General features: G+C 33.9%; 27 protein-coding genes. 4 read left to right on the top strand and 23 right to left on the bottom strand.

The genetic code is table 11. From position 1 onward, the window contains the following. Positions 1-243 precede the first annotated feature (243 nt). From B0A64_RS19230 to B0A64_RS19215, 4 genes are all read left to right on the top strand, one after another. Positions 244-627, top strand: a complete 384-nt coding sequence (locus B0A64_RS19230; protein ID WP_165769850.1) for a hypothetical protein — start codon at positions 244-246, stop codon at positions 625-627. A gap of 177 nt (positions 628-804) precedes the next feature. Further along, positions 805-1887 carry an efflux RND transporter periplasmic adaptor subunit gene (locus B0A64_RS19225; RefSeq protein ID WP_089481117.1) on the top strand — a complete coding sequence of 361 codons (1083 nt, stop codon included), beginning with the start codon at positions 805-807 and terminating at the stop codon, positions 1885-1887. 136 nt (positions 1888-2023) lie between these two features. Further along, entirely contained in the window at positions 2024-5191 is a 3168-nt protein-coding gene (locus B0A64_RS19220) for an efflux RND transporter permease subunit (protein WP_089481116.1), read from the top strand. Beyond that, positions 5184-6635 (top strand): TolC family protein, encoded by a 1452-nt coding sequence (locus B0A64_RS19215; protein ID WP_089481115.1) that lies wholly within the window; start codon positions 5184-5186, stop codon positions 6633-6635. Before B0A64_RS19220 ends, B0A64_RS19215 begins: the two co-directional genes overlap by 8 nt. A 141-nt stretch (positions 6636-6776) precedes the next feature. On the opposite strand, the gene B0A64_RS19210 is transcribed toward B0A64_RS19215, so the two are convergent. The 23 genes from B0A64_RS19210 to B0A64_RS19100 all read right to left on the bottom strand — a co-directional run bounded on the left by B0A64_RS19210 (position 6777) and on the right by B0A64_RS19100 (position 26310). After that, positions 6777-8486, bottom strand: a complete 1710-nt coding sequence (locus B0A64_RS19210) for an ATP-binding protein (RefSeq protein ID WP_089481114.1) — start codon at positions 8484-8486, stop codon at positions 6777-6779. A 53-nt stretch (positions 8487-8539) separates the two neighbouring features. Further along, positions 8540-8725, bottom strand: a complete 186-nt coding sequence (locus tag B0A64_RS19205; protein ID WP_089481113.1) for a hypothetical protein — start codon at positions 8723-8725, stop codon at positions 8540-8542. A 1049-nt stretch (positions 8726-9774) separates the two neighbouring features. Continuing rightward, positions 9775-11127 (bottom strand): GH1 family beta-glucosidase, encoded by a 1353-nt coding sequence (locus tag B0A64_RS19200; protein WP_089481112.1) that lies wholly within the window; start codon positions 11125-11127, stop codon positions 9775-9777. A 272-nt stretch (positions 11128-11399) separates the two neighbouring features. Next, a complete protein-coding gene (locus B0A64_RS19195) occupies positions 11400-12320 on the bottom strand; it encodes an urea transporter (RefSeq protein WP_089481111.1) in 921 nt (306 codons plus the stop codon). Positions 12321-12397: 77 nt separating this feature from the next. Beyond that, positions 12398-13096: an urease accessory protein UreH domain-containing protein gene (locus B0A64_RS19190; protein ID WP_089481110.1), complete on the bottom strand. Its 699-nt coding sequence runs from the start codon at positions 13094-13096 to the stop codon at positions 12398-12400. Position 13097: 1 nt separating this feature from the next. Next, positions 13098-13892, bottom strand: coding sequence for an urease accessory protein UreD (locus B0A64_RS19185; RefSeq protein ID WP_089481109.1), 795 nt, complete (start codon positions 13890-13892; stop codon positions 13098-13100). Next, positions 13892-14530: an urease accessory protein UreG gene (gene ureG, locus B0A64_RS19180; protein WP_089481108.1), complete on the bottom strand. Its 639-nt coding sequence runs from the start codon at positions 14528-14530 to the stop codon at positions 13892-13894. Before ureG ends, B0A64_RS19185 begins: the two co-directional genes overlap by 1 nt. 25 nt (positions 14531-14555) lie before the next feature. Further along, positions 14556-15245 (bottom strand): urease accessory protein UreF, encoded by a 690-nt coding sequence (locus B0A64_RS19175; protein ID WP_089481107.1) that lies wholly within the window; start codon positions 15243-15245, stop codon positions 14556-14558. Continuing rightward, a complete protein-coding gene (ureE, locus tag B0A64_RS19170) occupies positions 15235-15744 on the bottom strand; it encodes an urease accessory protein UreE (protein ID WP_089481106.1) in 510 nt (169 codons plus the stop codon). The genes B0A64_RS19175 and ureE overlap by 11 nt, the downstream gene beginning before the upstream one ends. A 40-nt stretch (positions 15745-15784) precedes the next feature. Next, positions 15785-17500 (bottom strand): urease subunit alpha, encoded by a 1716-nt coding sequence (ureC, locus tag B0A64_RS19165; RefSeq protein ID WP_089481105.1) that lies wholly within the window; start codon positions 17498-17500, stop codon positions 15785-15787. Beyond that, complete coding sequence (gene ureB, locus B0A64_RS19160; protein WP_089481104.1) at positions 17497-17871, bottom strand: urease subunit beta; 375 nt, start codon at positions 17869-17871, stop codon at positions 17497-17499. The genes ureC and ureB overlap by 4 nt, the downstream gene beginning before the upstream one ends. Positions 17872-17887: 16 nt before the next feature. Continuing rightward, entirely contained in the window at positions 17888-18190 is a 303-nt protein-coding gene (ureA, locus tag B0A64_RS19155; RefSeq protein ID WP_089481103.1) for an urease subunit gamma, read from the bottom strand. 79 nt (positions 18191-18269) lie between these two features. After that, positions 18270-18647: a hypothetical protein gene (locus B0A64_RS19150; protein WP_089481102.1), complete on the bottom strand. Its 378-nt coding sequence runs from the start codon at positions 18645-18647 to the stop codon at positions 18270-18272. A 246-nt stretch (positions 18648-18893) separates the two neighbouring features. Then, positions 18894-19103: a hypothetical protein gene (locus B0A64_RS19145; RefSeq protein ID WP_089481101.1), complete on the bottom strand. Its 210-nt coding sequence runs from the start codon at positions 19101-19103 to the stop codon at positions 18894-18896. Between the two features lie 10 nt (positions 19104-19113). After that, complete coding sequence (locus B0A64_RS19140) at positions 19114-19524, bottom strand: hypothetical protein (protein WP_089481100.1); 411 nt, start codon at positions 19522-19524, stop codon at positions 19114-19116. A 293-nt stretch (positions 19525-19817) separates the two neighbouring features. Next, positions 19818-20108, bottom strand: coding sequence for a DUF3892 domain-containing protein (locus B0A64_RS19135; RefSeq protein ID WP_089481099.1), 291 nt, complete (start codon positions 20106-20108; stop codon positions 19818-19820). A gap of 201 nt (positions 20109-20309) precedes the next feature. Next, positions 20310-21209, bottom strand: a complete 900-nt coding sequence (locus B0A64_RS19130; protein ID WP_089481098.1) for a hypothetical protein — start codon at positions 21207-21209, stop codon at positions 20310-20312. 5 nt (positions 21210-21214) lie between these two features. Further along, entirely contained in the window at positions 21215-22483 is a 1269-nt protein-coding gene (locus B0A64_RS19125) for an ABC transporter permease (protein ID WP_089481097.1), read from the bottom strand. 3 nt (positions 22484-22486) lie between these two features. Next, complete coding sequence (locus tag B0A64_RS19120; RefSeq protein ID WP_089481096.1) at positions 22487-22897, bottom strand: tellurite resistance TerB family protein; 411 nt, start codon at positions 22895-22897, stop codon at positions 22487-22489. A gap of 17 nt (positions 22898-22914) precedes the next feature. After that, positions 22915-23196, bottom strand: a complete 282-nt coding sequence (gene yidD / locus B0A64_RS19115; RefSeq protein WP_089481095.1) for a membrane protein insertion efficiency factor YidD — start codon at positions 23194-23196, stop codon at positions 22915-22917. Then, positions 23197-23427 (bottom strand): hypothetical protein, encoded by a 231-nt coding sequence (locus B0A64_RS19110; RefSeq protein ID WP_089481094.1) that lies wholly within the window; start codon positions 23425-23427, stop codon positions 23197-23199. A 505-nt stretch (positions 23428-23932) separates the two neighbouring features. Further along, a complete protein-coding gene (locus B0A64_RS19105; RefSeq protein ID WP_089481093.1) occupies positions 23933-24601 on the bottom strand; it encodes a response regulator in 669 nt (222 codons plus the stop codon). A gap of 5 nt (positions 24602-24606) precedes the next feature. Then, positions 24607-26310 (bottom strand): tetratricopeptide repeat-containing sensor histidine kinase, encoded by a 1704-nt coding sequence (locus B0A64_RS19100; protein ID WP_089481092.1) that lies wholly within the window; start codon positions 26308-26310, stop codon positions 24607-24609. Between the last annotated feature and the right edge of the window lie 34 nt (positions 26311-26344).

Genomic DNA, 26344 nt, shown 5'->3' with positions numbered 1-26344 from the left:
TATAGAATAAAATATACAGGATCAAATAATTACGATTTTGATGATTTTTGTTTTGAGAGTCGTTTCTTTCAGGAAATAGTATTGTTTCGGGATGCTTTTTTAAGATAATTAGGCATAAAAAAGTAGCGATTTAATACATTTTGTAAATAATAAAACAATGAAAACGTTTTCGTTTTTACTAAATGTTAAAGCTTATAAAAAAATCTTTTTTTGTTTCGATACTTTCCTTACTTTCGCACCCAAATGAGAAAGTTAATAGTATTTTTAGTATTCATGAATTTGCTTCTGTTCGGCGGAGGTCAATATCTCAATGCTGGTACTCCACAAAACTTTCATCAACACACTCTTGAGAAAAAGCACCGGGTAAAATTTACGAATCAGGATCAGGGCAGTTCAATCATTGAAGATGCCGATGTCGATCTTGAAGAAGAATATCTTGGAAGTGATGATCTTAAAGATGCACTTACGAATAAGTTTTTTGCAACAAATTACAGTTTACTTGACAATTGGTACCTTTCCTTTTCAAGTCAGACTATTGTAAATGATTACAATCGTTTTAAAATCTTCGTGCCATTTTGTGGCCAGTCAAATCCTATTTACATTACCCAACAGGTTTTAAGAATTTGATTCAACAGTATACATCGGTTACCTAAGTTGTGATCCTGCATATTTTGTTGATGTAATTTTTTCTCTACCTCATCTTATATGAAAGTTAAACTCTGACTAAGGCTACCTGATGCATTTTTTCATCTAAAGGAATCTCTGTATTCCAAGCATTCAATCGCTTAATTTTCAAACTAAATCATGAAAAGAATTATCTTGTTCACAGGCTTAATAGCCCTAGTGTGCCTTACTAGTTGTACAACTAAAAAAGAAGAAAAAGAAGAAGTGGAAAAATTTACCGCAACAAATCCGGTATTAATGGACACTTCGTTTGTAAAAGAATATGTTTCTCAGATTAAATCTGTACGTAACATCGAAATCCGTGCTCAGGAAAAAGGATTTCTACAAAATATTTATGTAGATGAGGGTCAGTTTGTAAAAGCAGGACAATTATTGTTCAGAATTATGCCAAACATGTATCAGGCAGAATTGCTAAAAGCACAGGCTGAACAAAAATCAGTAGAGATTGAATTGCAAAATTCAAAATTATTAGCAGATAAAAATATTGTTTCTAAAAATGAATTAAGTGTTGCTCAGGCAAAACTACAATCAGCAAAAGCTGAGGTTGCATTAGCAAAACTTCACTTATCATTTACAGAAATAAGAGCTCCGTTTGACGGAACGATCGACCGTATTCCATTAAAATTAGGAAGTCTTATTGACGAAGGCGAATTAATGACAAGTCTTTCAGACAACAGTCAGATGTTTGCTTACTTCAATGTTTCTGAGCCGGAATATATACAATACCAAACAGATGTAAAAGACCGTGCTGATAACAAAGTAAGCCTGGTTTTGGCAAATGGAGATACTTTTAAAGAAAAAGGAAAAGTAGAACTTATCGAAAGTGAATTTAACAACGAAACCGGAAATATCGCTTTTAGAGCAAGATTCCCAAATTCAGGAAAATTACTTAGAAATGGAGAAACAGGACAAGTCAAAATGTTAGTTCCTCTTAAAAATGCCATCATAATTCCGCAAAAAGCAACTTATGAAATTCAGGATAAAAAGTATCTTTTTGTTATCGATAAAAACAATAAAGTAAATTCCAGAGAAATTACAATTACAGGCGAAATTCCTGATTTGTATGTGGTTAAAAGCGGAGTTACTCAAAATGACAAAATTTTACTTGAAGGAGTTCAGAAAGTAAAAGAGAATGACAAAATTAAATATGAATTTCAATCTCCAAAAGAGGTAATGAATCATTTGCGCGTAAAAGCAGAGTAAGTAGCAGTATTCAGTGTCAGTATTCAGTAAGAGTTTGTGGTGTTTAGTAGCAATTTGCTTTTCACATTTTACAGTATACATTTCACCTATTATCATGTTTTACTCCTATTTGGTTTAATCATTAAAAAAATATAAAATGTTTAATAAATTTATTCAAAGACCTGTACTGTCGATAGTAATATCGCTTATAATTGTCTTTTTAGGGGTATTGTCGGTATTAAATTTACCTATTACACAATTCCCTACAATCTCACCTCCAATGGTGAATGTTACCGCAGATTATCCAGGATCTAACGGTGAATTAATGATCAAGGCGGTTGTAATTCCTCTGGAAAGAGCCTTAAATGGTGTTCCCGGAATGAAATATATGGCTTCTGATGCCGGAAATGATGGTGAAGCTACTATAAAAGTAGTGTTTAACTTAGGAACAGATCCTAATCAGGCTGCGATCAACGTTCAAAACCGTGTAGCTTCTGTTACTAATAAATTACCTCCTTTAGTAATTAGAGAGGGAATTAAAATTACCCGAGAAGTGCCTAGTATGTTGATGTACGTGAATCTTTACAGTACAGACAAAAATACTGACATGAAGTTCTTGTACAACTATGCTGATATCAACGTATTATCTGAATTGAAAAGGGTAAACGGTATTGGTTCGGGAGATATCTTAGGAACACGTGAATATGCGATGCGTATCTGGTTGAAACCTGATCGTATGTTGGCTTACAAAATTTCTGCAGATGAGATCATGGATGCTTTATCTAGTCAGAGTTTAGAAGCTTCACCTGGTAAAACAGGAGAAAGTTCTGGTAAACGTTCTCAGGCATTTGAGTATGTATTAAAATATTCAGGACGTTTTACAACCAAAGAACAATACGAAAATATTGTAGTAAAATCAAACGCTAACGGCGAACTTTTACGTCTAAAAGATGTTGCCAAGGTAGAATTTGGTAGCTCGATGTACGATATTTATTCCAACTTAAATGGTAAACCATCTGCGGCTATTGTATTAAAACAATCGTTTGGTAGTAATGCGAATCAGGTTATTGAAGAGGTTAAAGCCAAATTAGAAAAAATCAAACAAAGATTTCCTAAAGGAATGGATTATGAAATTTCGTATGACGTTTCTAAATTCCTGGATGCTTCTATCGAAAAAGTAATCCATACGCTGGTTGAAGCTTTTATTCTGGTAGGTTTAGTAGTATTCCTTTTCTTAGGAGACTGGCGTTCGACGGTTATTCCGGCAATTGCAGTACCAGTATCATTGGTAGGTACGTTTGTGTTTATGTCGTTCTTTGATATTTCATTGAACTTAATTACCTTATTTGCCTTAGTTCTGGCTATTGGAGTCGTCGTCGATGATGCGATTGTGGTAATCGAAGCTGTCCACGCCAAGATGGAGGAAGAGCATCTTTCGCCACTTAAAGCGACTAAAAAAGCGATGCATGAAATCGCAGGAGCAATTATAGCAATTACATTCTTAATGGCTGCCGTATTTATTCCGGTTGCGTTTATGTCCGGTCCGGTTGGGGTGTTTTACAGACAGTTCTCTGTTACGATGGCAACGGCTATTATCCTTTCTGGTATTGTAGCTTTGACTTTGACACCGGCACTTTGTGCGATGATGTTAAAAAACAATCACGGTGAGGTTAAAAAGAAAACGCCTGTAAATGTATTTATAGATGGATTTAACAATAAGTTCAATTTAGCACAAGGTAAGTACCAAAATCTATTGGCCAAAATTGTAAACAGAAGAGCCGTAACGATTATTGCACTTCTTGGTTTTTGCGCCGGTACATGGTTGATTAGTAGTTCTGTTCCTTCCGGATTTATCCCAAATGAGGATCAGGGTATGTTTTATGCGGTTATTCAGACACCACCGGGTTCATCTTTAGAAAGAACAAATAATGTCGCAGAAAGATTGCAAAAAATTGCAGAAACAATAGACGGAGTAAAATCAGTTTCTTCATTAGCAGGTTATGAAATTCTGTCTGAAGGTACAGGTTCAAACTCAGGAACTTGTTTGGTCAACCTTAAGGATTGGAGTGACAGAAAACATTCTGTTCTTGAGATTATGGCCGAAATGGAAGAAAAATCTAAAGACATTGCAGGAGCTAATATCGAATTTTTTCAACCACCTGCTGTACCGGGATATGGTGCTGCCGGAGGATTTGAACTTCGTTTACTAGATAAAACAGGTTCTGGAGATTATAAAAAAATGGAGAAGGTAAATAACGATTTTGTTAAGGAGTTAAATACACATCCGGAATTATCGAACGTTTTTAGTTTTTATAGTTCTAGTTTTCCTCAATACATGATGAAAGTAGACAATGATATGGCACAGCAAAAAGGAGTTTCTATCGAAAACGCCATGAATACTTTGTCAACTCTTGTGGGTAGTAACTATGAAATTAGTTTTATCAAATACGGAATTAACTATAAAGTAATTGTTCAGGCTTCTCCGGAGTATCGCTCTCAGCCAGACGATATCTTAAAGTTGTATGTAAAAAACAACCGTGATGAAATGGTTCCTTTTTCTGCTTTTATGAGATTAGAAAAAGTATACGGACTTTCTGAAATTACAAGACATAACATGTACACTTCTACACAAATTAGTGGTTCTGCAGCACCGGGGTTTAGTTCTGGTACTGCGATTAAAGTAATTCAGGAAGTTGCAGCTAAAAAATTACCAAGAGGTTATGATATTGACTGGGCAGGTATTTCTGCTGATGAGGTTGCACAAGGGAATCAGGCAATTTGGGTATTCCTGATTTGTTTAGGATTCGTGTACTTGGTATTGGCAGCGCAATACGAAAGTTTTATTTTACCATTATCAGTAATTCTTTCTTTACCAGCCGGTATTTTTGGAGCTTTCTTATTGTTGAAATTAACAGGATTAGAAAACAACATCTATGCTCAGGTAGCGATGGTAATGCTTATTGGTTTGCTGGGTAAAAATGCGGTACTTATTGTAGAGTTTGCAATACAGCGTCATGCAGCAGGAAGATCAGTACTTGAAGCCGCAATGGAAGGAGCTAAAGCGAGGTTCCGTCCAATTTTGATGACTTCATTTGCTTTTATTGCCGGATTATTGCCACTTGCTTTTGCTACTGGTCCAGGAAAAATTGGTAACAGAACTATTGGTACTGCTGCTGCCGGAGGTATGCTTATAGGTACTATTTGTGGGGTATTTGTAATTCCGGGCTTGTATTTCATTTTTGCCAAAATTGCAGAGAAACATAAATTGGTAAAACATGAAGAAGAGAATCCATTAACAGAAGAAATTGATAACAATCATGTATAAATTCAAATCATATCAATATGGTATTGCATTAGGTATATGTCTTACGGTTGCAGGGTGTAAAGCCCCTGCGCCTGAGGCAGCACCTACTACAAGTACACCAGTTCCTGAGTCGTTTGGCACAACAGCCCAAACTCAGGATGCAAACAATAATACATCAGCGTTGCAATGGAAAGATTATTTTAAAGATCAAAACCTTGTAGATTTAATTGATGTAGCTTTAAAAAACAATCAGGAATTAAACATTACTTTGCAGGAAATCGAAATTGCAAAAAATGATATTCGTGTAAAAAAAGGGCTTTTATTACCTACAGTTGGTGTTCGTGCCGGAGCTGGAGTAGAAAAAGTAGGTAGATACACAAGTCAGGGTGCCGGTGATGCTACTACAGAGATCAAACCGGGTAAAGAAACTCCTGATCCGCTTGGAGATTTTACGATATCTGCTTATGCAAATTGGGAAGTAGACATCTGGAAAAAACTACGTAATTCTAAAAAAGCAGCGTTAAACAGATATTTAGCTACCGTTGAAGGTAAAAACTTTGTAATCACAAACCTTATTGCCGAAGTTGCTGATTCGTATTATGAATTATTAGCTCTGGACAATCAGTTAGAAATTGTAAAGCAAACCATCAAATTGCAGACAAATGCTTTAGAAATTGTAAAAATTCAGAAGCAAGCTGCAAGAGCAACAGAACTTGGGGTTAAGAAATTCGAAGCAGAGGTTTTAACTTCACAAAGTTTAGAGTTTGGAATTTTGCAACAAATAAAAGAAGCCGAGAATAAAATCAACTTTTTGTTGGCGAGATATCCGCAAGAAATTAAAAGAACAGACAGCACTAACTTCTTGAGTTTATTGCCTGCTGTTGTGAGTTCAGGAATTCCGTCTCAATTATTAGCAAATCGTCCGGATGTTAAACAAGCAGAACTAGAATTGGTTGCTGCAAAATTGGATGTAAAAGTTGCCCGTTCAGAGTTTTATCCATCATTGGATATTTCTGCAGCGATAGGTGTAGATGCTTTTAAACCTTCTTATTTGTTTACTTTTCCAGAATCACTTTTATATTCATTAGCGGGAGATCTTGCTGCACCATTGATTAACAGAAATGCAATCAAAGCAGAGTTTGCAAGTGCAAATGCAAGACAACTTCAGGCGTTGTATAACTACGATCGTACAATTTTGAATGCTTATTTAGAAGTTTCAAATCAGCTTTCGAAGATTGAAAACCTACAAAAAGGATACGATCTTAAATCGAAACAAGTAGACGCTTTAAATACTTCGATTGATGTTTCTAATGATTTATTTAAATCTGCCAGAGTAGATTATTTCGAAGTTTTAATGACACAACGTGATGCATTAGAAGCCAAACTAGAATTGGTAGATACCAAAAAAGAACAATTGAATGCTGCAGTCCATGTTTATAGAGACTTAGGCGGTGGTTGGAAATAATATTGCCCGTTAATTTGTAGACAAAAAGCCTATCAGGATTTAAACCTTGAAAGGCTTTTTGTTCTCTTTTTACCAGGGGTTTAATATTCGTTTTAAACTTGTCAGGTATTTCTAGTTTGAATTCTAGACTTTAATTTCTGTTTATTTAGGCATGGACATCTTTACTCTGAACCCTTTATCCGGTTCTGTATCAAAATAGATAGTTCCTTTTACCGCCTGAATACGGTTTTCCATGTTGTGAAGACCATTTTTTACGATCGTAGTTTTTTCACAACCTTTGCCATTATCAGTATAATTTATTAAGAGCGATTTTTGATCACTTTCAAATTTTATAACCACCAGATTTGCTTCACTGTGTTTTTTCATATTCACCATTAATTCCTGTAAAACCCGACTAATGGTAATCTTTTTTATATCATCGATAATTTCCCAGTTTATACTTTCCAGATTAGTGGCAATGATATTTCTTTTATTGGTATGATAAGCCGAAAGCATTTCTTTTATACTCTTGGTAAAATCGATACCGGTATCAATTTTATTATTTTCTCTTGAAATACCTCTTACACGCCCGTATATATCATCTAATTTTTGAAGTAGATTCTCTTTGTTACCTTCCTGAGATAAGGGCTGATATTCGGCAAAAGCAATTACCTGAAATACGTCGTTTGCTAATTCGTCGTGGATTTTTTTGGCAATTCGGGTTTCGGTGTTATAGGAAGTTTTAAATTCTATGGCCCTGTTTTTATTTTTATAATAACGAATTAAAATAGCTATTAAAATCATTAAAAAAACAAATGCAATTACAAATACAATTCGTAGATATTTGGCTTTTTGAAGTGATAATAAATTTTCTGCTTTTTCTAAACGAAGTTTTGAGTTTTCGTCTTTTTCTTTTTTAGAATCGTACTTGATTTTAGCAAACTTATTTTTGAAATTATTTCTAACCTTAATAATACTGTCGTTTAGTTTAAAATACTTTTGTACATAATGGCTGTTTTGAGCACTGTGGTCATTTGAAATTAGAATTTGTAGTGCTTCCAATCTTTCATCAACACTATTTAGTTTTGTGGCTGCTTTGTATGCCAGAAGAGCATTGTTATTTGATTTTTTAATGTCTTTTATAGCATAATAATCGGCAAGGTGTAAATAACTTTCAATACTACCGTATATATCGGTAATATCCTTTCTTATCTGTAGCGCTTCATTCATTAAAGAGAATCCTTTTTCATCCATTCCGTTCTTAAAATAAGCATAACCTAAATTATCCTGAATCAGGGATTTTTTATTTGCCTGAACTTTCTCATTTAATAATTTTTTGTTTAAAAGAAAATCTAAAAGAGTTATTGCCTTATCATATTTTTTTTGTTGGATATAAACGGCCGCAATATTATTTAGAGGGTCTAACTTTTTAATAGGATTTTCATATCCATTAACAGCTTCTTTATAATAAAGAATCGCATCATCATAAAGAGAAAGTTCTTTGTCTGCAATACCTAGTTTAGTGTTTATAGAAGCGGTATACTCACTGTTTTTTTTAACATAGGGTAATGCTTCGGTTACGGTCTCTTTACTCCCATAATAATCTCCGTTGACTTGCTGAATTGCCGCCATTTGAATAAATATGTAACCGATATTGGCACTGTCTTTTAAAGTTTCATAAAGTTGTTTTGATTTATTAAACTCATGAAAAGCAGTATTAAAGTTTTGTTTATCGTAATTCTCGATTGCTTTATTTCGTAAGCTAAGCGCCTCTTTTCGTATCGATTCTGTGTTAGTATTAACAGTCTTTTTGTCTTTACATGAAAATAAAAAAAGAAGAATAATAAAATAAAAAAACGGGGACCGTAACATATAAATTTACTTTCCCCGAAAATAGTAATTAATTAGATACTAAAAATATATTTTTAGTCGGCAGTAGGAGGTGGCGAAGTTGAACCGTTTCCATCACCGGGACCATCAGCATAAGTTGCTTTTATGGGATTGACAGTCTTTTGTATTTCCTGTTTAGGTTGAGTTTCATACTCATCCGGAGTACAAGAAAATATAGTAAATAATAACGCAAAAGCGATAAATAATAATAAGTTTTTCATTTTGATTTAATTTAGAAATTAGACATAAGTATTGCTGTCCGGAATTTATCCGGAGCTTTTTTAAGGCAATACCAAATTGCTTTTGGGAAGTAAATCGTGTAGAACTGTAAGACGTTAGTTATACTTCCCGAATAAGATCGGTCTTACGGTTTTTACACTTAATTTGAACTAGTTTTATTTTTCGTTTTAATCTGCAGACAAAACTTGAACTAATTTCTATTGCAAAGGAAAGGAGCTTTTAAGCCCTTGTAGATAGGGGATTCCCAGAATTCCCGCGTTTTCCTGAGATTCCCAAGAATTCCTAAAAACAAAATACAAGGCATAGTAAATTTAGATCTGATAGAACTTGTTACTTGATATAAAACCAATCTAAACTCTATTTATAATAGAGGCAAAAAGTCTTAAAAAAGTTGGATTGGACTATTAAAAAAAAGATAAAAAAGTAGAATTGAAGAAATCAATAAATTGATTATTACTATTAGAACAAATCAAATCATTGTAAAGCGAGAAATAAATCATAGAATTACGTTTAGTATTTGGAAAATAAAAATGAAGAGTCGAAAGAGAATCCTAAAAGAGGAAATCTTTTCTTTAATTTGGGAGTTATATTTTCTAAAAAAAATAGGTTAGAAGATATATCCGGGAAAAATAATTAGAATAGTAATTGGAGCGATTGCTCTGTTGTTTTCTGCGTGTTTATACTTTGTGCAGGAAAAAGATTAGATAGAATAGTTTCGAAATGAAACGGGGAAGCATTTTGAAAAATAAAATGCTTAAAGAAGTAAAAAGAATAATTTTTTGAGGGGTAATCCAAGAGTACAAAAAGTTTGTTTTTTATCATACATTTACTTTTATTTATACCTTAAAGATAAGAAAAAATAATCAATAAACCTAGTAAATACAGGGGAAATAATCATTTTTTTTGCTTTTAAACCGATAATTTATTATGAAAATTTTCGTCGTCTGGTGCTAATTTTTGAGGGTAATAAAGCCACTTTTTTCCTTGATATTTTGATCTTGGTAAAACTTTTTTGTTGCCGTTTAAAATCCTAAGATAAAAAATCTTTAAACCACAATCCGGAATGTTTAATAGTTCGTTGCTGCGTTTCGAAATCAACATGAATTAACCCAAATCGTGCGTTATAACCTTCGGCCCACTCAAAGTTATCCGTGAGACTCCAGACAAAATAGCCTTCGACATTCAAACTATCTTTTTTGGCTTTTAGAATTTGTTCTAAATGATCCTGAATATAATGAGTACGTTTGATATCGTATACTTTTCCGTTGGTTAAGAGATCAGGAAAAGCGGCGCCATTCTCGGTTATTATAATTTTTTTAATGCCTTTATATTCATTAAATTTCTTAAGAACATGATAAAGGGCAGGAGGATAAACTTCCCATCCCATATCGGTAGAAATTACATTTCTTTTTTCGGCACTTATTAGTTCAGCACCAATATACGGAATTAGCATTGCTGCTTTTACGACTTCGCGGGTGTAACATTGCAGACCTATAAAGTCAAAATCAAAAGACAAATTGTTGAGATCGTCTTCTAAAATATAATTATTGAGTTTTTTAAGCACAGGCAAATCAGCCTGAGGATAACCCAATCCCAAAATGGGCTCTATAAAAGTTCTGTTGAGTAAAGTATCAACGCGTTTTGCGGCTTCAATATCTTTTTGGTTTTGAGTCGCAGGTTCAATATGAGTACAGGAAAAAGTAGTTCCTATATTGGCGTCAGGAATTTTGTTTCGTAATATTTTTGCACCTGCTGCTGTGGCTAATGTCACATGATGCATGGCTTTAAGATAATTGGTAATGCCTTTTTTTCCCGGTGCATGAATGCCCAGAAAATAACCTGCACCTGTAAAAACGGATGGTTCATTGATAACCATCCAATTTTTGACACGATCTCCAAAATATTGTGCACAAACATCGACATATTGAGAAAACCAGGAAACAGATTCCCGATTGGTCCAACCACCTTTTGTCTCTAAGGCATGAGGTAAGTCCCAATGATATAATGTGACCCAGGGTTCTATTCCGGCTGCGAGCAAAGAATCGATAATTTTGTTGTAATACTCAATACCGGCTTGATTTACGGGATGAACTCCTGTAGGCATAATTCTGGGCCAACTGATAGAAAATCTAAAATTAGGAATGTTTAATTCGCGTATCAGATCAATATCGGTTTGGTACGAATTGTAAAAATCGCAAGCGGTAATGGCGTGATGTCCGTTTTTAATTTTTCCTTTCTGAGATGTAAAAACATCCCAAATAGAAGATCCTTTTCCATCGGCATCATGAGCCCCTTCAATTTGGAAAGCGGCGGTTGAAACACCCCACAAGAAATCCTCTCCAAATTGGTTTTTGTTTAAAAACGAGTTCTCAATTTTATTCATTCAAATAAGTATTTCCTTTTTTAAATGTATTTTATTAATGAAGGAAAGACGATTGCATAGCTCTTAAAAACAGCCATTCTTTGAATGAAACGAGAAAATTTAGATGGAAGAATTTCATAACATTTAGTTTTATTCAAATTAATAAAACTAGTATGAATCTATCGTAATGTAAAGATTATTAAAATGTTAAGTATTTTTATAGGATTGCCTTTTTTGGTATAATGATCAAAAAAAACCGCTTTAGACTGATGTACTCTAAAGCGGCTTTGTGATTATGATATTAAATATTTTTTTAATCTGGTTTGTAGTTTGTCTTTTCTCTTTTGAAGATGTGATACTAAATATGCTGCTATAACAAAGGGCAAAGTAAATGCTCCGCCGGCATTTTGAAGTATTTCTATTTTGGCATTTACAAGCCCGATATTAATAGCTACACAAATTAAAACGGAGAGCAGTACCAAAATACCGTCTATCTTTTTGTTTCCTGCGAAAACAATAGCACATAAAACAGCATTAAAGCTAAAAAGCCCCATGTGAATTTCGTTTATTGGTTCATGTCCATGAAAAGAAAGTGCAGAACTTATTGCAGAACCCAGCAACCCGTACAAAGCCGCGATTGGAGAATTAATGTAAACGCCAATAAAAAAAAGTAGTCCTGCCCAAATGCTTGACTGAAAAATTACTTCGCCAAAACCATTGGTTTCAGAGGTAAAATTATCAATATCCGAAAGATCCGGAACACTCATAAAAGCATCAGATGGAGCAATATGGGTAAATTGATGCAATAGTGTTACAAATACCCAGGTTACCAGAATAAAAGGAAAGGTAAAAACGGCGATTTTTCTTTTGATAAAAAAATGCTGTAACATGGCGGCGGATATAGATCCCAGAAAAATACAGATCCAGATGAGGACTTCATTTTTGAATAGAAAAATTAAGGCAACACCTACTAATGCCGGGCTGAATCCGTACAAGCCTTTGCTAATTTCTTTTTGATCGTATTTTAAAATTTTTGCCGTTAGTGTACCTGTCAAAGCTGCAAAAAGTACGGCAACTCCCATTGATACTGATCCTAAAAAAATACCAAGAGTAAAAAACAGCCCTGTCAAACTGTTTTCCTGTAGCATTATTTGCCCAATACCTTTAAAAACGTTGGTTACAATGTGAAATTTAAATCCTTTTACCTGATTCATTTTTATTGATTTAATGATTTTTTATTTAAGAAATAATTATTGTTTTTTAGTATTTTCAGCGTTGTAGCTGCACTGGTTTACCAACCCAGAAATACCATCCCGAAGGCGCAGAAAGTAATTACAAAACCACCTATAGCATTAGAATAACGTTCCAGTTTTTCTGTTTTTATTAGATTATATCCATAGCGGCCTAAGACCACCATAAAGAGCATGGTAATAACAGTCGAAATTGCAAAGACACTTATCAAAACGGTAATCTCAGTTACAGACCGGTGTGTTCCGGAAAAAAATAATAACGGAATCAACGGCTCGCTTGGACCCATTACAAAAATGGCAAAAAGAACCAGTGGGGTAACTTTTACTCTTTTATCGGGCATAACGATTTCGCCATGTTTGTGTTCAAAAACGTAAACATCTTCGCCCAAAATGTCAAAATGTTTATGTGGCTTGTTTTTATAGGCTTGCCATAGGCCATAAACCAAATATATAAGACCAAAGATTAAGAGCGCCCAACCGGAAATGTTTCCGCGCAGATCCTGAAACCAACTTATTTTATTCATCTGCCATCCCAGAACCACTGCGATAAGACCCAAAATAACGGAACTTAGTATGTGCCCAAATCCGCAAACAATAGTTAGTATGTAGGTTTTAAATGGGGACCATTTTCTGGAACGGGATAAGACAATAAAAGGCAAATAGTGATCTGGTCCTGACATTGTATGTATAGAACTAATAGAAATAGCGGTGAGCGATAAAGCCCATAATGTTTCTGTCATTTTAAAGTAGTTTAGGATTAAAATGCCACATTTTTTCCTGTATTTTCTGGAAGCAATCAAAAATTTGTTCACCTCCCAGACCTAATACCCGTAATACAAAACCATCATTTTGTAAAGATGAAATCCCGAATTCTAATTCTTTTTCTGGAGACATCATCTCAAAGATTTCTTCTATGACCTGTTCTACAGTATTTTTTTTTGTGTTTAAATAAACTAAAGTACCCTGATGGGTAAATTCTTCCAGTGAGCCTATAGAATCTAACGGAATCGCTTGTGGACGTAATAAAATATTGTCTTTAAAAATTAATTTCTCTTTATGAATGACTTCTGTTTTATTCTGAAAATGTGCGTACTTAAATACTTCCCCATGGTGTTTTCTGCCACAAGTAATGATTTCGCCCATCATAAAATCGCAATTGTCTTCGATATAGATTGTATTGGTACTTATAAAAGTTGAATTTTCGTGTGGAACTATTGGATGAGGTACATAAAAAAAAGAAGTATCAGGCTCCATTTTTACAGTAAAATTTTGCGTGGCACGATCATCCATATTAAATAAACGCTGGTAGGATTGTGACAGCAGTTGTAACCGTGCATTTTTCTCGACCAAAATATTCATAGCATAATGGTCGCCGCTTAAAATACCGGGGGATGAACTTGTTATCATCAAATAAGCACCACCATCTTTTTTTAGTTGCCCCACAGGAATGACCCGAAAAGGAGGGCTTACAAAAACATCTTTCAAATAAGATTTTCCGTCTCTGCAGCCCGTTACGATATTTAATTCGGCGTTCATTAACGGTATAACTTTGGCTCTTCTGTTTCTTCCAGAAGGGCATATTTTTTTATCCAGCCTATCACGCTGTCCAGGCCTTCATCTGATCTTAAATTGCTAAAAACAAATGGTTTTCCCTGACGCATTCTGCGGGCATCGTTTTCCATTACTTCTAAATTGGCACCTACCATTGGAGCCAAGTCAATTTTATTAATTAGCAAAAGATCAGAACGTGTAATCCCGGGACCACCTTTACGGGGTATTTTTTCTCCTCCGGATACATCGATAACAAAAATGGTAACATCTGCCAGATCAGGACTAAAAGTAGCCGAAAGGTTATCACCGCCACTTTCTATCAGGATAAGCTCAATATCCGGAAATCGTTTTGCGAGCTCATCTACAGCTTCTAAATTCATACTTGCATCTTCGCGTATAGCCGTGTGCGGGCAGCCGCCAGTTTCTACACCAATGATTTTTTCTTTTGGCAAAAGACTGTTTTTAGTCATGAACTCTGCATCTTCTTTGGTATAGATATCATTGGTAATTACCCCGATATTATATTGATCCGTCATTTTTCTGGAAAGTCGTTCCAGAAGTGCTGTTTTACCTGACCCAACCGGGCCCGCAACACCTATTTTTATATATTTTCTATCTTCCATTTTAAGTTTTATTGTGTTATTATTTTTAAGACATATAAAGTCTTGAGTACAGTCGTTCGTGTTGCATAGCTCTGATATCGAATGCAATACTGCACATTCCGATCAGGTTTTTATCCAGAAAAAGGGTTTCTTGCACCAATTTGGCTATTTTGGGCTGAAAGCGAAACATCATATCCTGTCCGTCTAACTGACTTAAAGGCACGAGTTTTACACTGTTGGTAATCATTCCGATACAACTGTTATAAAAAAAAGCAAATAAGGACTCTTCAAGAGGGATATTCATTAAGCAGGCATACATACCAAATGCAATGGCATAATGTCCTGTAGCATCGCCTTTATGAATGCTTTGCTCATATTGTGTTGCGAGATCAAATTCTTTATGCCGGCGAAAAATCTTAATGAAACGCAGCCCTAATTTTTGACTGGCATCCCGCATTTCTCTGGGGGATTTGAATGCGGTACATTCCTGATCTAAAATAATCAGGGCTTGCAAATCATTGTTTAATGTTTTTTCGTAGGCTATTCGCATAAATGAGGCATCGTTGAATTTGATGTTGTTTTGCAACATGTTTTCGATAAAAATTTCTGCTGTAGCCGTATTATTCACTTTGTTATTTTGCACATACGTTTCTAAACCATTAGAGTGCGAAAATCCACCAATGGGCAATGTTGGATCAGCGATGTGCAATAGGCTGCCTAAAAAGTTACTGATCATTTTTTGAGGCGATATTAATTATTTTACTGAATAAAGAATTACTTCCGGAGTGCCCGTGAGGCTCTGTGTTCGATTTTAATAAATTCAATAATTGATGTTTTTCTTTGGCAGGTTGATATCCTGCGGCTTCCAGCCATCGAAACATTGGCATCTCAAAAGGCATTAAAACGAGTTCGTTCTGAATAAAAAGAGGCATGTGTTTGTTGCCAATTTCATAACATACGGTTCCCATTTGCAGCATTGTTTCAGGCTTAATTACGATGGCATCACATGGTTTTATGTGCACAACGATTGCTTTTTCATTATCCTGACACAGGATATCTCCTTCTTGTAAACGCTGTCCCTCTCTCAAGAATTTTATAGACAAATCTGTTCCACCATTACTGGTTTTGCGTTGTATGCGTTTGGTGGCTTCATACCATTCAATTTCCAATACATCAATTTTTAGGGTTCCTAAAGATTGTTGGGCGGTATTACCTACTATTTCTTTAATAAGCATGTGATCCTTTTTTATGTTTAGTGAGTCCTGAACTAATTTCTTAGAACATGAAATACAATTGTGCCAGAGGCAATTTGTCTACGGGTTCGCAGGTAATATGTTCGCCATCTACATATACTTTATAATTCTCTGCGTTTACTTCGATATCCGGAGTTCCGCTATTATGAATCATATCTGCTTTAGAGATGTTACGACAGTTTTTTACCGGAAGGACGATTTTTTTCAAACCATATTCTTTTACGATTCCTTTATCAAGGGATACTTGGGATACAAAAGTGGCGCAGGTACCATATTTGGCTTTTCCGTGTGCACCAAACATGTTTCTGTAAATGATAGGTTGAGGTGTTGGGATAGAAGCATTAGGATCTCCCATTTTTGCTGCCGCAATAAATCCGCCTTTATAGATTATCTCTGGTTTTACTCCAAACAAAGCAGGTTTCCAAAGTACAAAATCGGCTATTTTACCCACTTCTATAGAACCCACATAATCAGAGATTCCGTGCGCAATAGCGGGATTAATGGTATATTTAGAAATATATCTTTTTACACGAAAATTATCATTCTCAGTATCGGTTTCTAAATACCCTCTTTGTGAGCGCATTTTGCTGGCGGTTTGCCAGGTTCTGGTTACTACTTCGCCAACACGTCCCATGGCTTGAGAGTCTGAACTCATGATACTAAACACTCCCATATCCTGCAAAATATCTTCGGCTGCAATAGTTTCCGGACGGATTCTCGAATCGGCAAAAGCAACATCTTCAGGGATATTTTTACTTAAATGATGACAAACCATTAACATATCCAGGTGTTCGTCGATCGTGTTTTTTGTAAAGGGTCTTGTTGGGTTGGTCGATGCCGGCAAAACATTTTTGTACATAGCTGCTTTGATAATGTCCGGAGCATGTCCGCCACCAGCACCTTCAGTATGAAAAGTATGTATTACTCTACCGTTAATAGCCGCCATGGTATCTTCTAGAAAACCAGATTCGTTAAGCGTATCTGTATGTATGGCAACCTGCACATCATATTGGTCTGCTACAGTTAGCGAAGCATCGATAACGGCAGGTGTTGCGCCCCAGTCTTCATGAATTTTTAGTCCCAAGGCTCCAGCTTCAATTTGTTCGATTAAGGGTTGTGGAGTTGAGCAGTTTCCTTTACCAAAAAATCCCAGATTCATTGGATATTCCTCAGCTGCCTGAAGCATTTTTTCAAGATTCCATTTTCCGGGTGTAATCGTAGTTGCGTTTGTACCGTCGTTTGGTCCTGTACCTCCGCCAATCATGGTGGTAATACCGCTGTATAAAGCTGTTTCTATTTGTTGCGGACAAATAAAATGAATGTGTGTATCAATTCCTCCTGCGGTAAGTATGTAACCTTTGCCTCCATGAACTTCTGTAGACGCACCAATAATCAGGTTAGGATCTACACCATCCATAATATCAGGATTTCCGGCTTTGCCAATTCCTACGATCTTGCCATCGCGAACACCAACATCAGCTTTTACGATTCCCCAATGGTCAATGATTGTAACTCCTGTAATGCAAAGGTCCAAAGACCCTTGATCTCTTAGCGTAGTGGTAGATTGCCCCATACCATCACGTACTGTTTTCCCTCCACCAAAAATTACTTCATCACCATAAACGGCATAATCTTTTTCGATCTCGATGATTAAATCAGTATCTCCTAATCTTATTTTATCTCCGGTTGTTGGTCCGGCAAGATTGGCATATTTATCTTTACTTATTTTCACGCTCATTTTGATATGTTTTTAAAGTTCAGTTTGTCAACTAATTCTAATGCTTTTTCTTTATTCTGTGCTACGTTGGCATCGCCGTTTACAAGGTTATTAAGTCCTATTATTTTTCGGGTGCCACCAATTTTTACTAAATTGATTTCTTTTTCTTCTCCCGGTTCAAAACGAACAGCTGTTCCTGCGGGAATATTCAAACGCATACAAAAAGCTTTTTCCCTATCAAATTTCATGGCTTTGTTTACTTCAAAGAAATGAAAGTGGGACCCAATTTGTATCGGGCGATCTCCTGTGTTCACTACTGTTATACTGGTAGTTTCGCGACCTTCATTTAAAATAATGTCGCCTTCTTTTATAAATGTTTCTCCTGGTATCATTTTGTGTTTTTTAAGATTAACGTATTGGGTTATGAACGGTTACCAATTTTGTCCCGTCAGGAAAAGTAGCTTCTACCTGTATGTCGTGAATCATCTCGGGAACTCCGGACATGACATCGTCTCTGGTAAGTACTTTGGCGCCACTTTGCATCAATTCGGCTACACTGTTGCCATCTCTGGCACCTTCCATTACATAAGCTGTAATGATGGCAATAGTTTCGGGATAATTCAATTTTAAGCCGCGTGCTTTTCTTTTTAAAGCAACTTCAGAGGCTAAAAAAACCATCAATTTTTCGGTTTCTCTTGGAGTTAAGTGCATGTTTTTATTTTTAAATTGTTGAAATAATACAAGAATGTGTTTTCGGATGTGGATACACCGAAATGCTGCAAAAAAAATATTACAGGATTTTTATTGCGTGATAACGCAGGAAAAGTGGGAGGTGAAATTGAATTCTGGTTTGATACTCTTTCAGGATTTGTGAGCGATTGTCAAAAGAATCAATTTGAAAATTAATAAAGGTTGTGTATGCAATAAGACAAGGATTATCCAGGTCATTATCTTCTAAAGAAAATACATCACTAACATCATTATCAGCTACAGAAAATGTTTTATAAACAGTAGATTCTTTTTTGAAACGATCCGCTGATCTAACAGAAGTTTGTGTATTTGAGAATAAGCGAAATCCTAAAAAGAATAAAAATATAAAAGCAAAGAACAGGACAAAGGATGTCTTATTCTGAATTTTTGAGCTTTTATTGATTCTTTTAAATAGCATTTTTTGTAGTAATATTCTGCAAAATTACTACATGTATTTAATTTTTATAATAATTTACCCGCTAAATTTTTGTTAAAATATAGGATGAGAATATGGAACATTAAGATAAGGGATTCTTTTTTATACTAAAAAAATCCACTCAAAAACATCCCGAAACTATGTTTAAAGATTTGTTTTTGAGTAGATTAATATTTTGTAATTTGTTGTGAGCTTAAGTAATAAATTGCTCAAAAAGGTGTAAAGGTATTAGTCTTCCCAGCCACAAAGGGTAAGTCCCAAACCACGGGCTTGTTTTATAGATGTTTTTACCGTTCCATGACTACAAGCCGATAAACCGCGGCAGTTTTCATTAAAATGATATTTTTTTGCTCCGGTAGAACCACAAATATAGACGCTGGCTTCTAGAGGTCTAAAGGACATTAAAAAAACAAATAACACGAGTAAAATATATTTCATGACACTTTTTTTATTTGACAATTAATAGATATTCGTTTCCTTTTTTATCACAGGCTCTTAATTTTCCGTAGGAGATCCATTCGGTATTAATTTCAATATCGGCAACGGCGAAGCCTATTAAAATTCCGGCACCGTATTTTCCAAGCACATTGATATTTCCGCAAACCGAATCGCCTTCAATATTGATTCCTTTTACATCATAATTATATTCATATTGTCCCGGATTTCCGGTTCTGTATTCGTATTTGTACGTGTTGTTTACATGATACGTTTTTGCTTCTTCGGGCGTAATCGTTTTGCGATCATCAACCGTAACGACCTGTTTGTAAAATGACTTAATTTCTGGCAGAGGAGGAGCAGAAACTTTTTTGCACGAAAGTGTTACGAGTAATAAAAATAGAACAGAGTAGTTTTTTGACATAGGCTTTTGGAATAAAAAGTTTAAAAAGTATGACCGCTATTTTTTATGATCTTTGAGAAAGTATAGACTTTGAATTGTTAAATCTAATTAGAAAAATGTTCTCGAAAATGCGTAATAATACTTGATTTTTTACCTTTATACGATTTCATAAAGCGCGACAGTTTCTAACAATTCTTTCTCAAATTGATAAATGTCGTCGATTGTCGAAATTAAATTTGGAGAAATTTTAGATTTATTAGTAGTAAATCAAAATTGTTCTCCAAACCTAATTATTTTTGAAATCCACTGATTTATTATGGACACTCAGGCAATTCTAATAAATTATTTTTTTCAGTGGTATCTGCTTCAGTTCTCAGGTATTTATTACCAGTTGTAGTTTTTGCTACTAGTACTTTTACCTTGTGACCAGAAGAATTGTTAACATAAAATGTCCATTTATTACTTTCAATTCCATCAATTGCATCAGTTAAAGATAATTTCCATCTTGTTCCATCAGATTTTATCCCTCCAATGCTTAAAATACGTTCATGTATATTATATCTATCTGATTTATTTATACATTTAATTTCATGTAGATCTGCCATTTTTTTAAATTTTAATTAGTTATTTATTATGTTTCCAACTTTTAATTTTATTGACTGGTTTTATTTTTTTCAAATGTAAAACCAATAAAAAGCAGTATTTTATGGAAATCCGTAAAGGGAGAGAATTTGAAGAGAATTTTATAAACAGAAAAAAGAGGACAATAAAATTCCTCTTTCATTAGATTAGTTGTAGTGTAAAAATTATGGTTTGTTTAGAATAAAATCCTTGATAATGTTCTCCATATTTGATGGCAGATCTGCGTTCTTGATTTCAAAATGACCAATTTTCATTTCGGTAAACCATTTTGTCCAGTATGCTCTAATTACCTTTTCTTCATAGGGATTGTTATGATTTGGATTAATACCAATCACTAAAACTTCGAGATTCGATAAGTCGTCATTTGCTTTAATAAATCCAAAATCCTGTTGGTGCATTTTTTTATCCCAATCTTTACTATTTAGTCCGTTTTTTCGAATAAGTTCAGGAGTAATATAAGTGGTTCGATTTCCTTCTTTCATGATTGTGCCTTCATAGAACATATAACCATCTGTCAATACAACAAGAATATTTCTATATTTATTTTCGACGCATTGATCTTTTACTTTACTATCAAAAAAACTCCATATATCAGATCCTACATATTTATTGTCCTTGATTGCAGATTCGTATATTTTTGACGTCTGTGCGGCATAATTTGAGTTTATTGAATTTAGTAAATTCTTTGAAGCATTGTTTTTATCCATAACAATTCTCAAATTTTTAGCAATCGTATTGATTTCCGGATCGAGTGGCTCCGGGTTAAAAAATAACTGCATTTTATCGTCGATTTGCCTTATTCGTTTCGATTTTAGATGTTGTGTAAAAGCTTCAGAAACGGACTTGATATAGCCTAAATCCCTTTGGTAATATTGCATCGTTGGGTTTGGATTTTTTTTAAGGCTAATTCTATCCGATAAATCAAGGAGAATACTAATGTTATAGTTTTCTGAGATTGGGCTTTTTGTCAAAATTTCTTTTTCGGGTTTATCAGATTCCTGCTTGCAGGAAAAAGTAGTAACAAGCAATAACGAAATTGCCATTATGGGTAAAATATTTTTCATGACGATTAGTTTTTAGAATAGACCAAATGTTGAAAATCAGGATCAATAAGGTTCAGCTTGCTTAAATGTTCTTCTGACGAAAGGTCACAGTCTTGCAACAATTCGGTTTTTTCTGTATACGGCAGGGCGATTTCGGTATTAATTGCCTGAAACCATCCTTCTTTGTATTGATGGTGATAATGCAGATACTCTTTTACAGGAAATACAAAACCGTCAATTTTAGACTGAAGCTCCGAGATTTTTCCGGTTATGTTAACTATTTGCTGTTTAAAATCATTGACCTTATTGTTATAATCTGTTTTTAGTTTTTCTAAATCGATTAGGTTTTGCCTTTTACCTCTAATGAAAGCTCTTATTTTATCGATGTTTTCAAATTCTTTCATTACAAAATCAAATACAAGTCCCCAGATAATATAAACTACAAATCCTGCAAAAATGATCATCCAAAACTCAGCTTCCCCTAATGCGATGTTGAGGTTATAGGGTGATGAATCTGTGGTTTTATTAAATTCATATATCTTTTTTTCTATTTGATACGCCAGGAGTGCATCGAATAAAAATGTTGTTACAAATAAGGCAATCATCCTAAAAACGTTTTTAATTCCTTTACCTTTTTGTACCATGTGTATTACATACCCCAGCCCCATAAAGACAAACGGAATCGTAATTACTAAAACCCCTTCGAGCCAGCTTGCTTTAAACGAATTTGTTAAAGCATTTGCATCAAAAATGGCAGCGGTTAAACTATCATTTGCAAATTCTTTAAAAAAAGCAGAATACGATGCCGAGATGTAAAAAACTAATACATAAAGTGTTATAGGAAGTAATAAAAACAAACCAATATAAAATTGCGCTTTTAATCCTTTGCCATCTTCGATTCCGTATTTATCAGGATTTCGCTTTACCTCGATGATTTCGTTCTTGATCTGATCGATATCATCCGTTACATCCTGCTCTTTTTTTTCGTAGATTCCAATTGCAGCTTCAGATTTTTTAAGCTCGGTTCTGTTTTTTTCCTGCTCTTCTTTGTAGGGTTGTTTTAGTTTGTCTTGTTCCTGTTTCTGTTTTCGGCATTGGTCTTCAAAACTCATGTACAGGTTTTGCAAACATGCTTTTAAGACAATAGGTTTTCCGGTTGCTTTTACTGATGCTGCGAATCCGCTTTGATAATAGGTTATTCTGATTTGTTCTCTATCATCTTCATTTTCGTCTAAAGTTTTGATGTGAGAATCCTCGTTTTTCTTTAAACTAAATAGTTGTGTAAGTGACTTCATTTTTTAGGCGTTTAATTGGTTAATAATTTCTTCTTTTCCAATATTTTTCTGCACGCAATCAATGAGATAATTGGATAAATCATTGATGTTTTCATCCAGAAAATTAAATTTTCGACAATACTTTTTCAGCATATTCTCTTCATCATCAGTTATTTTACCATCTGCCCAAATGATCCTTGTAAAATCGTACAGGTATTCTATTTTGGTTTTTAAGTTTTCTGGTATGATCAGTTCTGTACTGATTGGATTTAGAAAAAGTTTGTCCAGTTCTTCTCTGGGAATTCCGCGTTCGTCTGCAAAATGATATAACATTTGAAGTTCTAAAACATCAAATTGATCATCTGCTAGTGCCATTTGATATAATCTTAAAAAATGGCTTTTTAGTTCGATAGTCATGTTAGTTTGTTCGTTCATAATATGATAATTTGGTTTTAATTGATTAACCGATCTGCAATTTCTTCGCTATCAATTACTAGTTGTGAAGGAAGAATTATTTGTACCCGATTATTTATTGGATTTTTAAAAGATTGAAAGTTTCCTCTACAATTTTTATATCGAAATTGAAAAGCTTTTAACCCCTTTAGAAAACCTTCTTTTTGAGTTATATCAAATACGTAGTTGGAACAGGATTTTTTAAATATGCATTTTCTCCTTTTTGATTGAGGAATAAAATTCCAATACATTTTAATAACAGTTAGTATTAAATATTTCATTTATTTTTGAAAAACTATTAAATGAGTAAAAATGGTTTGTGCTGGTCTTGCACCAATCCCAAAACATCCTATTTCTGGATTAACAAATGTTGTAATGTTTTCTACTCTAACATAGTCCCAACCTTTTAAGGTATGATGTTTAATTGCTGTTTCTAATTGTTCTGCAATATGTACTGAGGTGTTTTTCTTTAGATCGATTGACGCTGCGAATGGTACTACTTTATATTCCATGATTTTTTGGTTTTAATTGTTATTATTTCGTTTTAACAATTCAAACTTAAACCTATTTGAAACCAGGATTTTACGGAAAACCATAATGCAATTTTTTTTTACATTCGAGAAATAAAAGAGGCTGTCCGAAAAGTAATTTTCAGACAGCCTCTTTGCTTATTTAAAACAATCTTAATTCCAATTGCTCACATTCTATTTCAATAATCAGACTGTAAGTTTATGATATTCTAAGTCCTGGAAGGACGACATATTTATAGAAATTTCAATATTTATATTTCAAGAACCCGCTGCGGCGGGTGACATATCTAACAATCTGAAGAAAAACCAAAATAGCGCTACGCTGTAGCTTTGACCAAAACCCTTTAAATTTGCTATAAATAGGATGCTCCGCTGGAGCAATTATCTATTCTATTTTCTAAAATTGTCAAATAATAGTAAAAAAGGCTGTCTAAAAACTACTTTTCGGACAGCCTCTTAAAATTGAGAATAGGAGTAAGATAAGGTTTTAGATAATCCCCATATCTTTTGTAATCGAAACTAAATGAACCGTATTACTAGCTTTAAAAAAGTCTTTTAATCTGGAAAGTCTTTTTTCTAATGCACTTTTGCTATTGGCTTTGACATTGGATTTTTTAAAAATTTCGACAATTTCATCTTGCGAAGTTCCGTCAGAAAGATGTTTTAGGATTTTAATATCGACATCATCAATTTCATAATTGCTTTTTTCCTGTAATGCAGAAGCAACTTCGGGCGAAATAAATTTTTGATCTGAGGTTGAGGTTATGTGAATTGCTTTTTTGAGATCTTCGATACTCGTTAGACCTTTTAGTACAAAGCCATCAATATCGGCATTATCAAAAAGTGATTTTATGCGGTAGCTTTTATCTTCTACAGAATAGGCAATAATTTTAATATCAGGCTGTAATTCCCGAACTTTTTGAATGAGTTCGTCACCATTAGCAATTTTTACTTCCCGATGATCTGTTTTAAAAGACAGATCACTAATCAATAAATCATAGGGTTCATTTTTATTAATGGCAGCACGCATTTTCAAAAACGCATCATCGCAATATTTTGAGTGTTGAAAATCGAGAATATTTAAATCTTTTAAAACTTGTTCAATTCCTAAACTGATAGCATCAAGATCTTCGGCTATTATTACTTTTTTAAACATAGGCTTTATTTAGGTAGTGTTATTTTTACTTTGAATCCTTTTTCCGGTTCAGAGTCAAAAGTAATAGTTCCTTTTATGGATAAAATACGGTTTTCCATATTTTGCAAACCATTTTTAGTAATTTTATCTTTTTCGCACCCTTTTCCGTTATCAGAGTAGTTGATAATGACCGTACTTGCGGTACTTTCAAACTTTAAAGCAACTACAGGAGCATTGCTGTGTTTTTTCATATTGACCATTAATTCCTGCAATACGCGCTGGATCGTTACTTTTTTGATTGTATCGATTATATCCCAATTTACTTTCTCAATACCATTAATAATAACATTTGTATTGGTACTATTATAGGTAGAAAGCATTTCTTTTAAGTTTACAGAATAGTTCTCCTTGGTATCAATTTCATTATTTTCTCTTGAAATTCCGCGAACGCGAGTATAAATATGATTCAATTTCTGTAGTAAGGTTTCTTTTATCTCTTCTTTTGTTAAAGATTGTGTTTGTGCAAACGTAATGGCATAAAAAACATCATTTGCCAGTTCATCATGAATATCTTTGGCTATTCTTGTTTCGGTATCATAAGCCGTTTTTATTTTTTCTATTCGATTTCGATTTTGGAAAAATTTTATCAAATACAATATCAAAAGAATCAAAGAAAAAATTCCGATTATAAAAAAGATCCTTTGATATTTTGCTTCCTGAATCGATAATAAATTTTCAACTTTTTCTAAGCGAAGTTTCTGGTTTTCGTCTTTTTCTTTTTTAGAATCATATTTAATTTTGGCAAATTTGTTTTTAAAGTTGTTCCTGATTTTAATAATGCTATCATTTAGCGAAATGTATTTTTGAGCATATTGGGTGTTTTTAATTCCGGAATCATTAGAAATTAAGAAGGATAAAGCTTTTAAGCGTTCGTCGATACTATTAAATTTTGTAGCGATTTGGTATGACGTTTTTGCATATTGATGAGATTTGTCAGAATTTGTTTTCGAGTAATATTCTGCCAGATGCAAATTGCTTTCAATATTGCCATAAGTATCGTCTATTTTATTTCTTAAATTAAAGCTATTCTGCATTAATAAAAGTCCCTTTTCATGTAAACCTTTTTTAAAGTAAGCATAACCCAAATTGTCTGAAATTCTAGCTTTATGGGAAGGATTTTCTTCAACAAGCTTTTTGTTTAATATAGCTTCCAAAATTTTAATGGCTTCATCATATTTTTTTTGCTGGATATATACAACTGCAATATTGTTTAATGGATATTGTTTTGATGCTTCGTCAGTACATTCTTTTAGAGCTTCTTTGTAATAAAAAATGGCATCATTGTATAGAGAAAGTTCTTTATCTGCAATTCCGAACAAATTATTAATAGCGGCGCTGTAAACATCTTTCTTTTTAATATAGGGTAATGACTCAGTTAAAGTTTCTTTACTGCCATAATAATCGCCGTTTATTTGCTGTATAGTCGCCATTTGAATAAGGTTGTATACAATATTACTGCTGTCTTTGGTAAATTCAAATGCTATTTTTGATTTATTAAAATAATAAAAAGCACTATTAAAATTTTTCGTCTGAAAGTTAGTTATTCCTTTAGATCTTAAAATAGTAGCTTCTTTTGAAGTCGATTTAAACTTAATAGTTGGAGTTGTTATTTCTTTGCATGAAAGAAAAAAAACGAATATAATAAACGAAAAAAACGGGGACCGTAGCATAAAAGTTACTTTCCCCGAATTTACAACTTAATTA

The organism is Flavobacterium araucananum (assembly GCF_002222055.1).
GTDB classification, from domain to species: domain Bacteria; phylum Bacteroidota; class Bacteroidia; order Flavobacteriales; family Flavobacteriaceae; genus Flavobacterium; species Flavobacterium araucananum.
This window is presented reverse-complemented; position numbering and strand designations above follow the sequence as displayed.

Bases quoted from the DNA above. Each gene is read 5' to 3' on its own strand.
- B0A64_RS19145 (WP_089481101.1), bottom strand. From the start codon at position 19,103: ATGAAATATATTTTACTCGTGTTATTTGTTTTTTTAATGTCCTTTAGA.
- B0A64_RS19150 (WP_089481102.1), bottom strand. From the start codon at position 18,647: ATGCTATTTAAAAGAATCAATAAAAGCTCAAAAATTCAGAATAAGACA.
- B0A64_RS19110 (WP_089481094.1), bottom strand. From the start codon at position 23,427: ATGGAATATAAAGTAGTACCATTCGCAGCGTCAATCGATCTAAAGAAA.
- B0A64_RS19105 (WP_089481093.1), bottom strand. From the start codon at position 24,601: ATGTTTAAAAAAGTAATAATAGCCGAAGATCTTGATGCTATCAGTTTA.
- B0A64_RS19195 (WP_089481111.1), bottom strand. From the start codon at position 12,320: ATGAATCAGGTAAAAGGATTTAAATTTCACATTGTAACCAACGTTTTT.
- B0A64_RS19140 (WP_089481100.1), bottom strand. From the start codon at position 19,524: ATGTCAAAAAACTACTCTGTTCTATTTTTATTACTCGTAACACTTTCG.
- B0A64_RS19135 (WP_089481099.1), bottom strand. From the start codon at position 20,108: ATGGCAGATCTACATGAAATTAAATGTATAAATAAATCAGATAGATAT.
- B0A64_RS19130 (WP_089481098.1), bottom strand. From the start codon at position 21,209: ATGAAAAATATTTTACCCATAATGGCAATTTCGTTATTGCTTGTTACT.
- ureC (WP_089481105.1), bottom strand. From the start codon at position 17,500: ATGAGCGTGAAAATAAGTAAAGATAAATATGCCAATCTTGCCGGACCA.
- yidD (WP_089481095.1), bottom strand. From the start codon at position 23,196: ATGAAATATTTAATACTAACTGTTATTAAAATGTATTGGAATTTTATT.
- B0A64_RS19220 (WP_089481116.1), top strand. From the start codon at position 2,024: ATGTTTAATAAATTTATTCAAAGACCTGTACTGTCGATAGTAATATCG.
- B0A64_RS19225 (WP_089481117.1), top strand. From the start codon at position 805: ATGAAAAGAATTATCTTGTTCACAGGCTTAATAGCCCTAGTGTGCCTT.
- ureB (WP_089481104.1), bottom strand. From the start codon at position 17,871: ATGATACCAGGAGAAACATTTATAAAAGAAGGCGACATTATTTTAAAT.
- B0A64_RS19190 (WP_089481110.1), bottom strand. From the start codon at position 13,096: ATGACAGAAACATTATGGGCTTTATCGCTCACCGCTATTTCTATTAGT.
- B0A64_RS19230 (WP_165769850.1), top strand. From the start codon at position 244: ATGAGAAAGTTAATAGTATTTTTAGTATTCATGAATTTGCTTCTGTTC.
- ureG (WP_089481108.1), bottom strand. From the start codon at position 14,530: ATGGAAGATAGAAAATATATAAAAATAGGTGTTGCGGGCCCGGTTGGG.
- ureE (WP_089481106.1), bottom strand. From the start codon at position 15,744: ATGCTTATTAAAGAAATAGTAGGTAATACCGCCCAACAATCTTTAGGA.
- B0A64_RS19215 (WP_089481115.1), top strand. From the start codon at position 5,184: ATGTATAAATTCAAATCATATCAATATGGTATTGCATTAGGTATATGT.
- B0A64_RS19185 (WP_089481109.1), bottom strand. From the start codon at position 13,892: ATGAACGCCGAATTAAATATCGTAACGGGCTGCAGAGACGGAAAATCT.
- B0A64_RS19200 (WP_089481112.1), bottom strand. From the start codon at position 11,127: ATGAATAAAATTGAGAACTCGTTTTTAAACAAAAACCAATTTGGAGAG.
- B0A64_RS19100 (WP_089481092.1), bottom strand. From the start codon at position 26,310: ATGCTACGGTCCCCGTTTTTTTCGTTTATTATATTCGTTTTTTTTCTT.
- B0A64_RS19120 (WP_089481096.1), bottom strand. From the start codon at position 22,897: ATGAACGAACAAACTAACATGACTATCGAACTAAAAAGCCATTTTTTA.
- B0A64_RS19210 (WP_089481114.1), bottom strand. From the start codon at position 8,486: ATGTTACGGTCCCCGTTTTTTTATTTTATTATTCTTCTTTTTTTATTT.
- ureA (WP_089481103.1), bottom strand. From the start codon at position 18,190: ATGCACTTAACTCCAAGAGAAACCGAAAAATTGATGGTTTTTTTAGCC.
- B0A64_RS19175 (WP_089481107.1), bottom strand. From the start codon at position 15,245: ATGATCAGTAACTTTTTAGGCAGCCTATTGCACATCGCTGATCCAACA.
- B0A64_RS19125 (WP_089481097.1), bottom strand. From the start codon at position 22,483: ATGAAGTCACTTACACAACTATTTAGTTTAAAGAAAAACGAGGATTCT.
- B0A64_RS19205 (WP_089481113.1), bottom strand. From the start codon at position 8,725: ATGAAAAACTTATTATTATTTATCGCTTTTGCGTTATTATTTACTATA.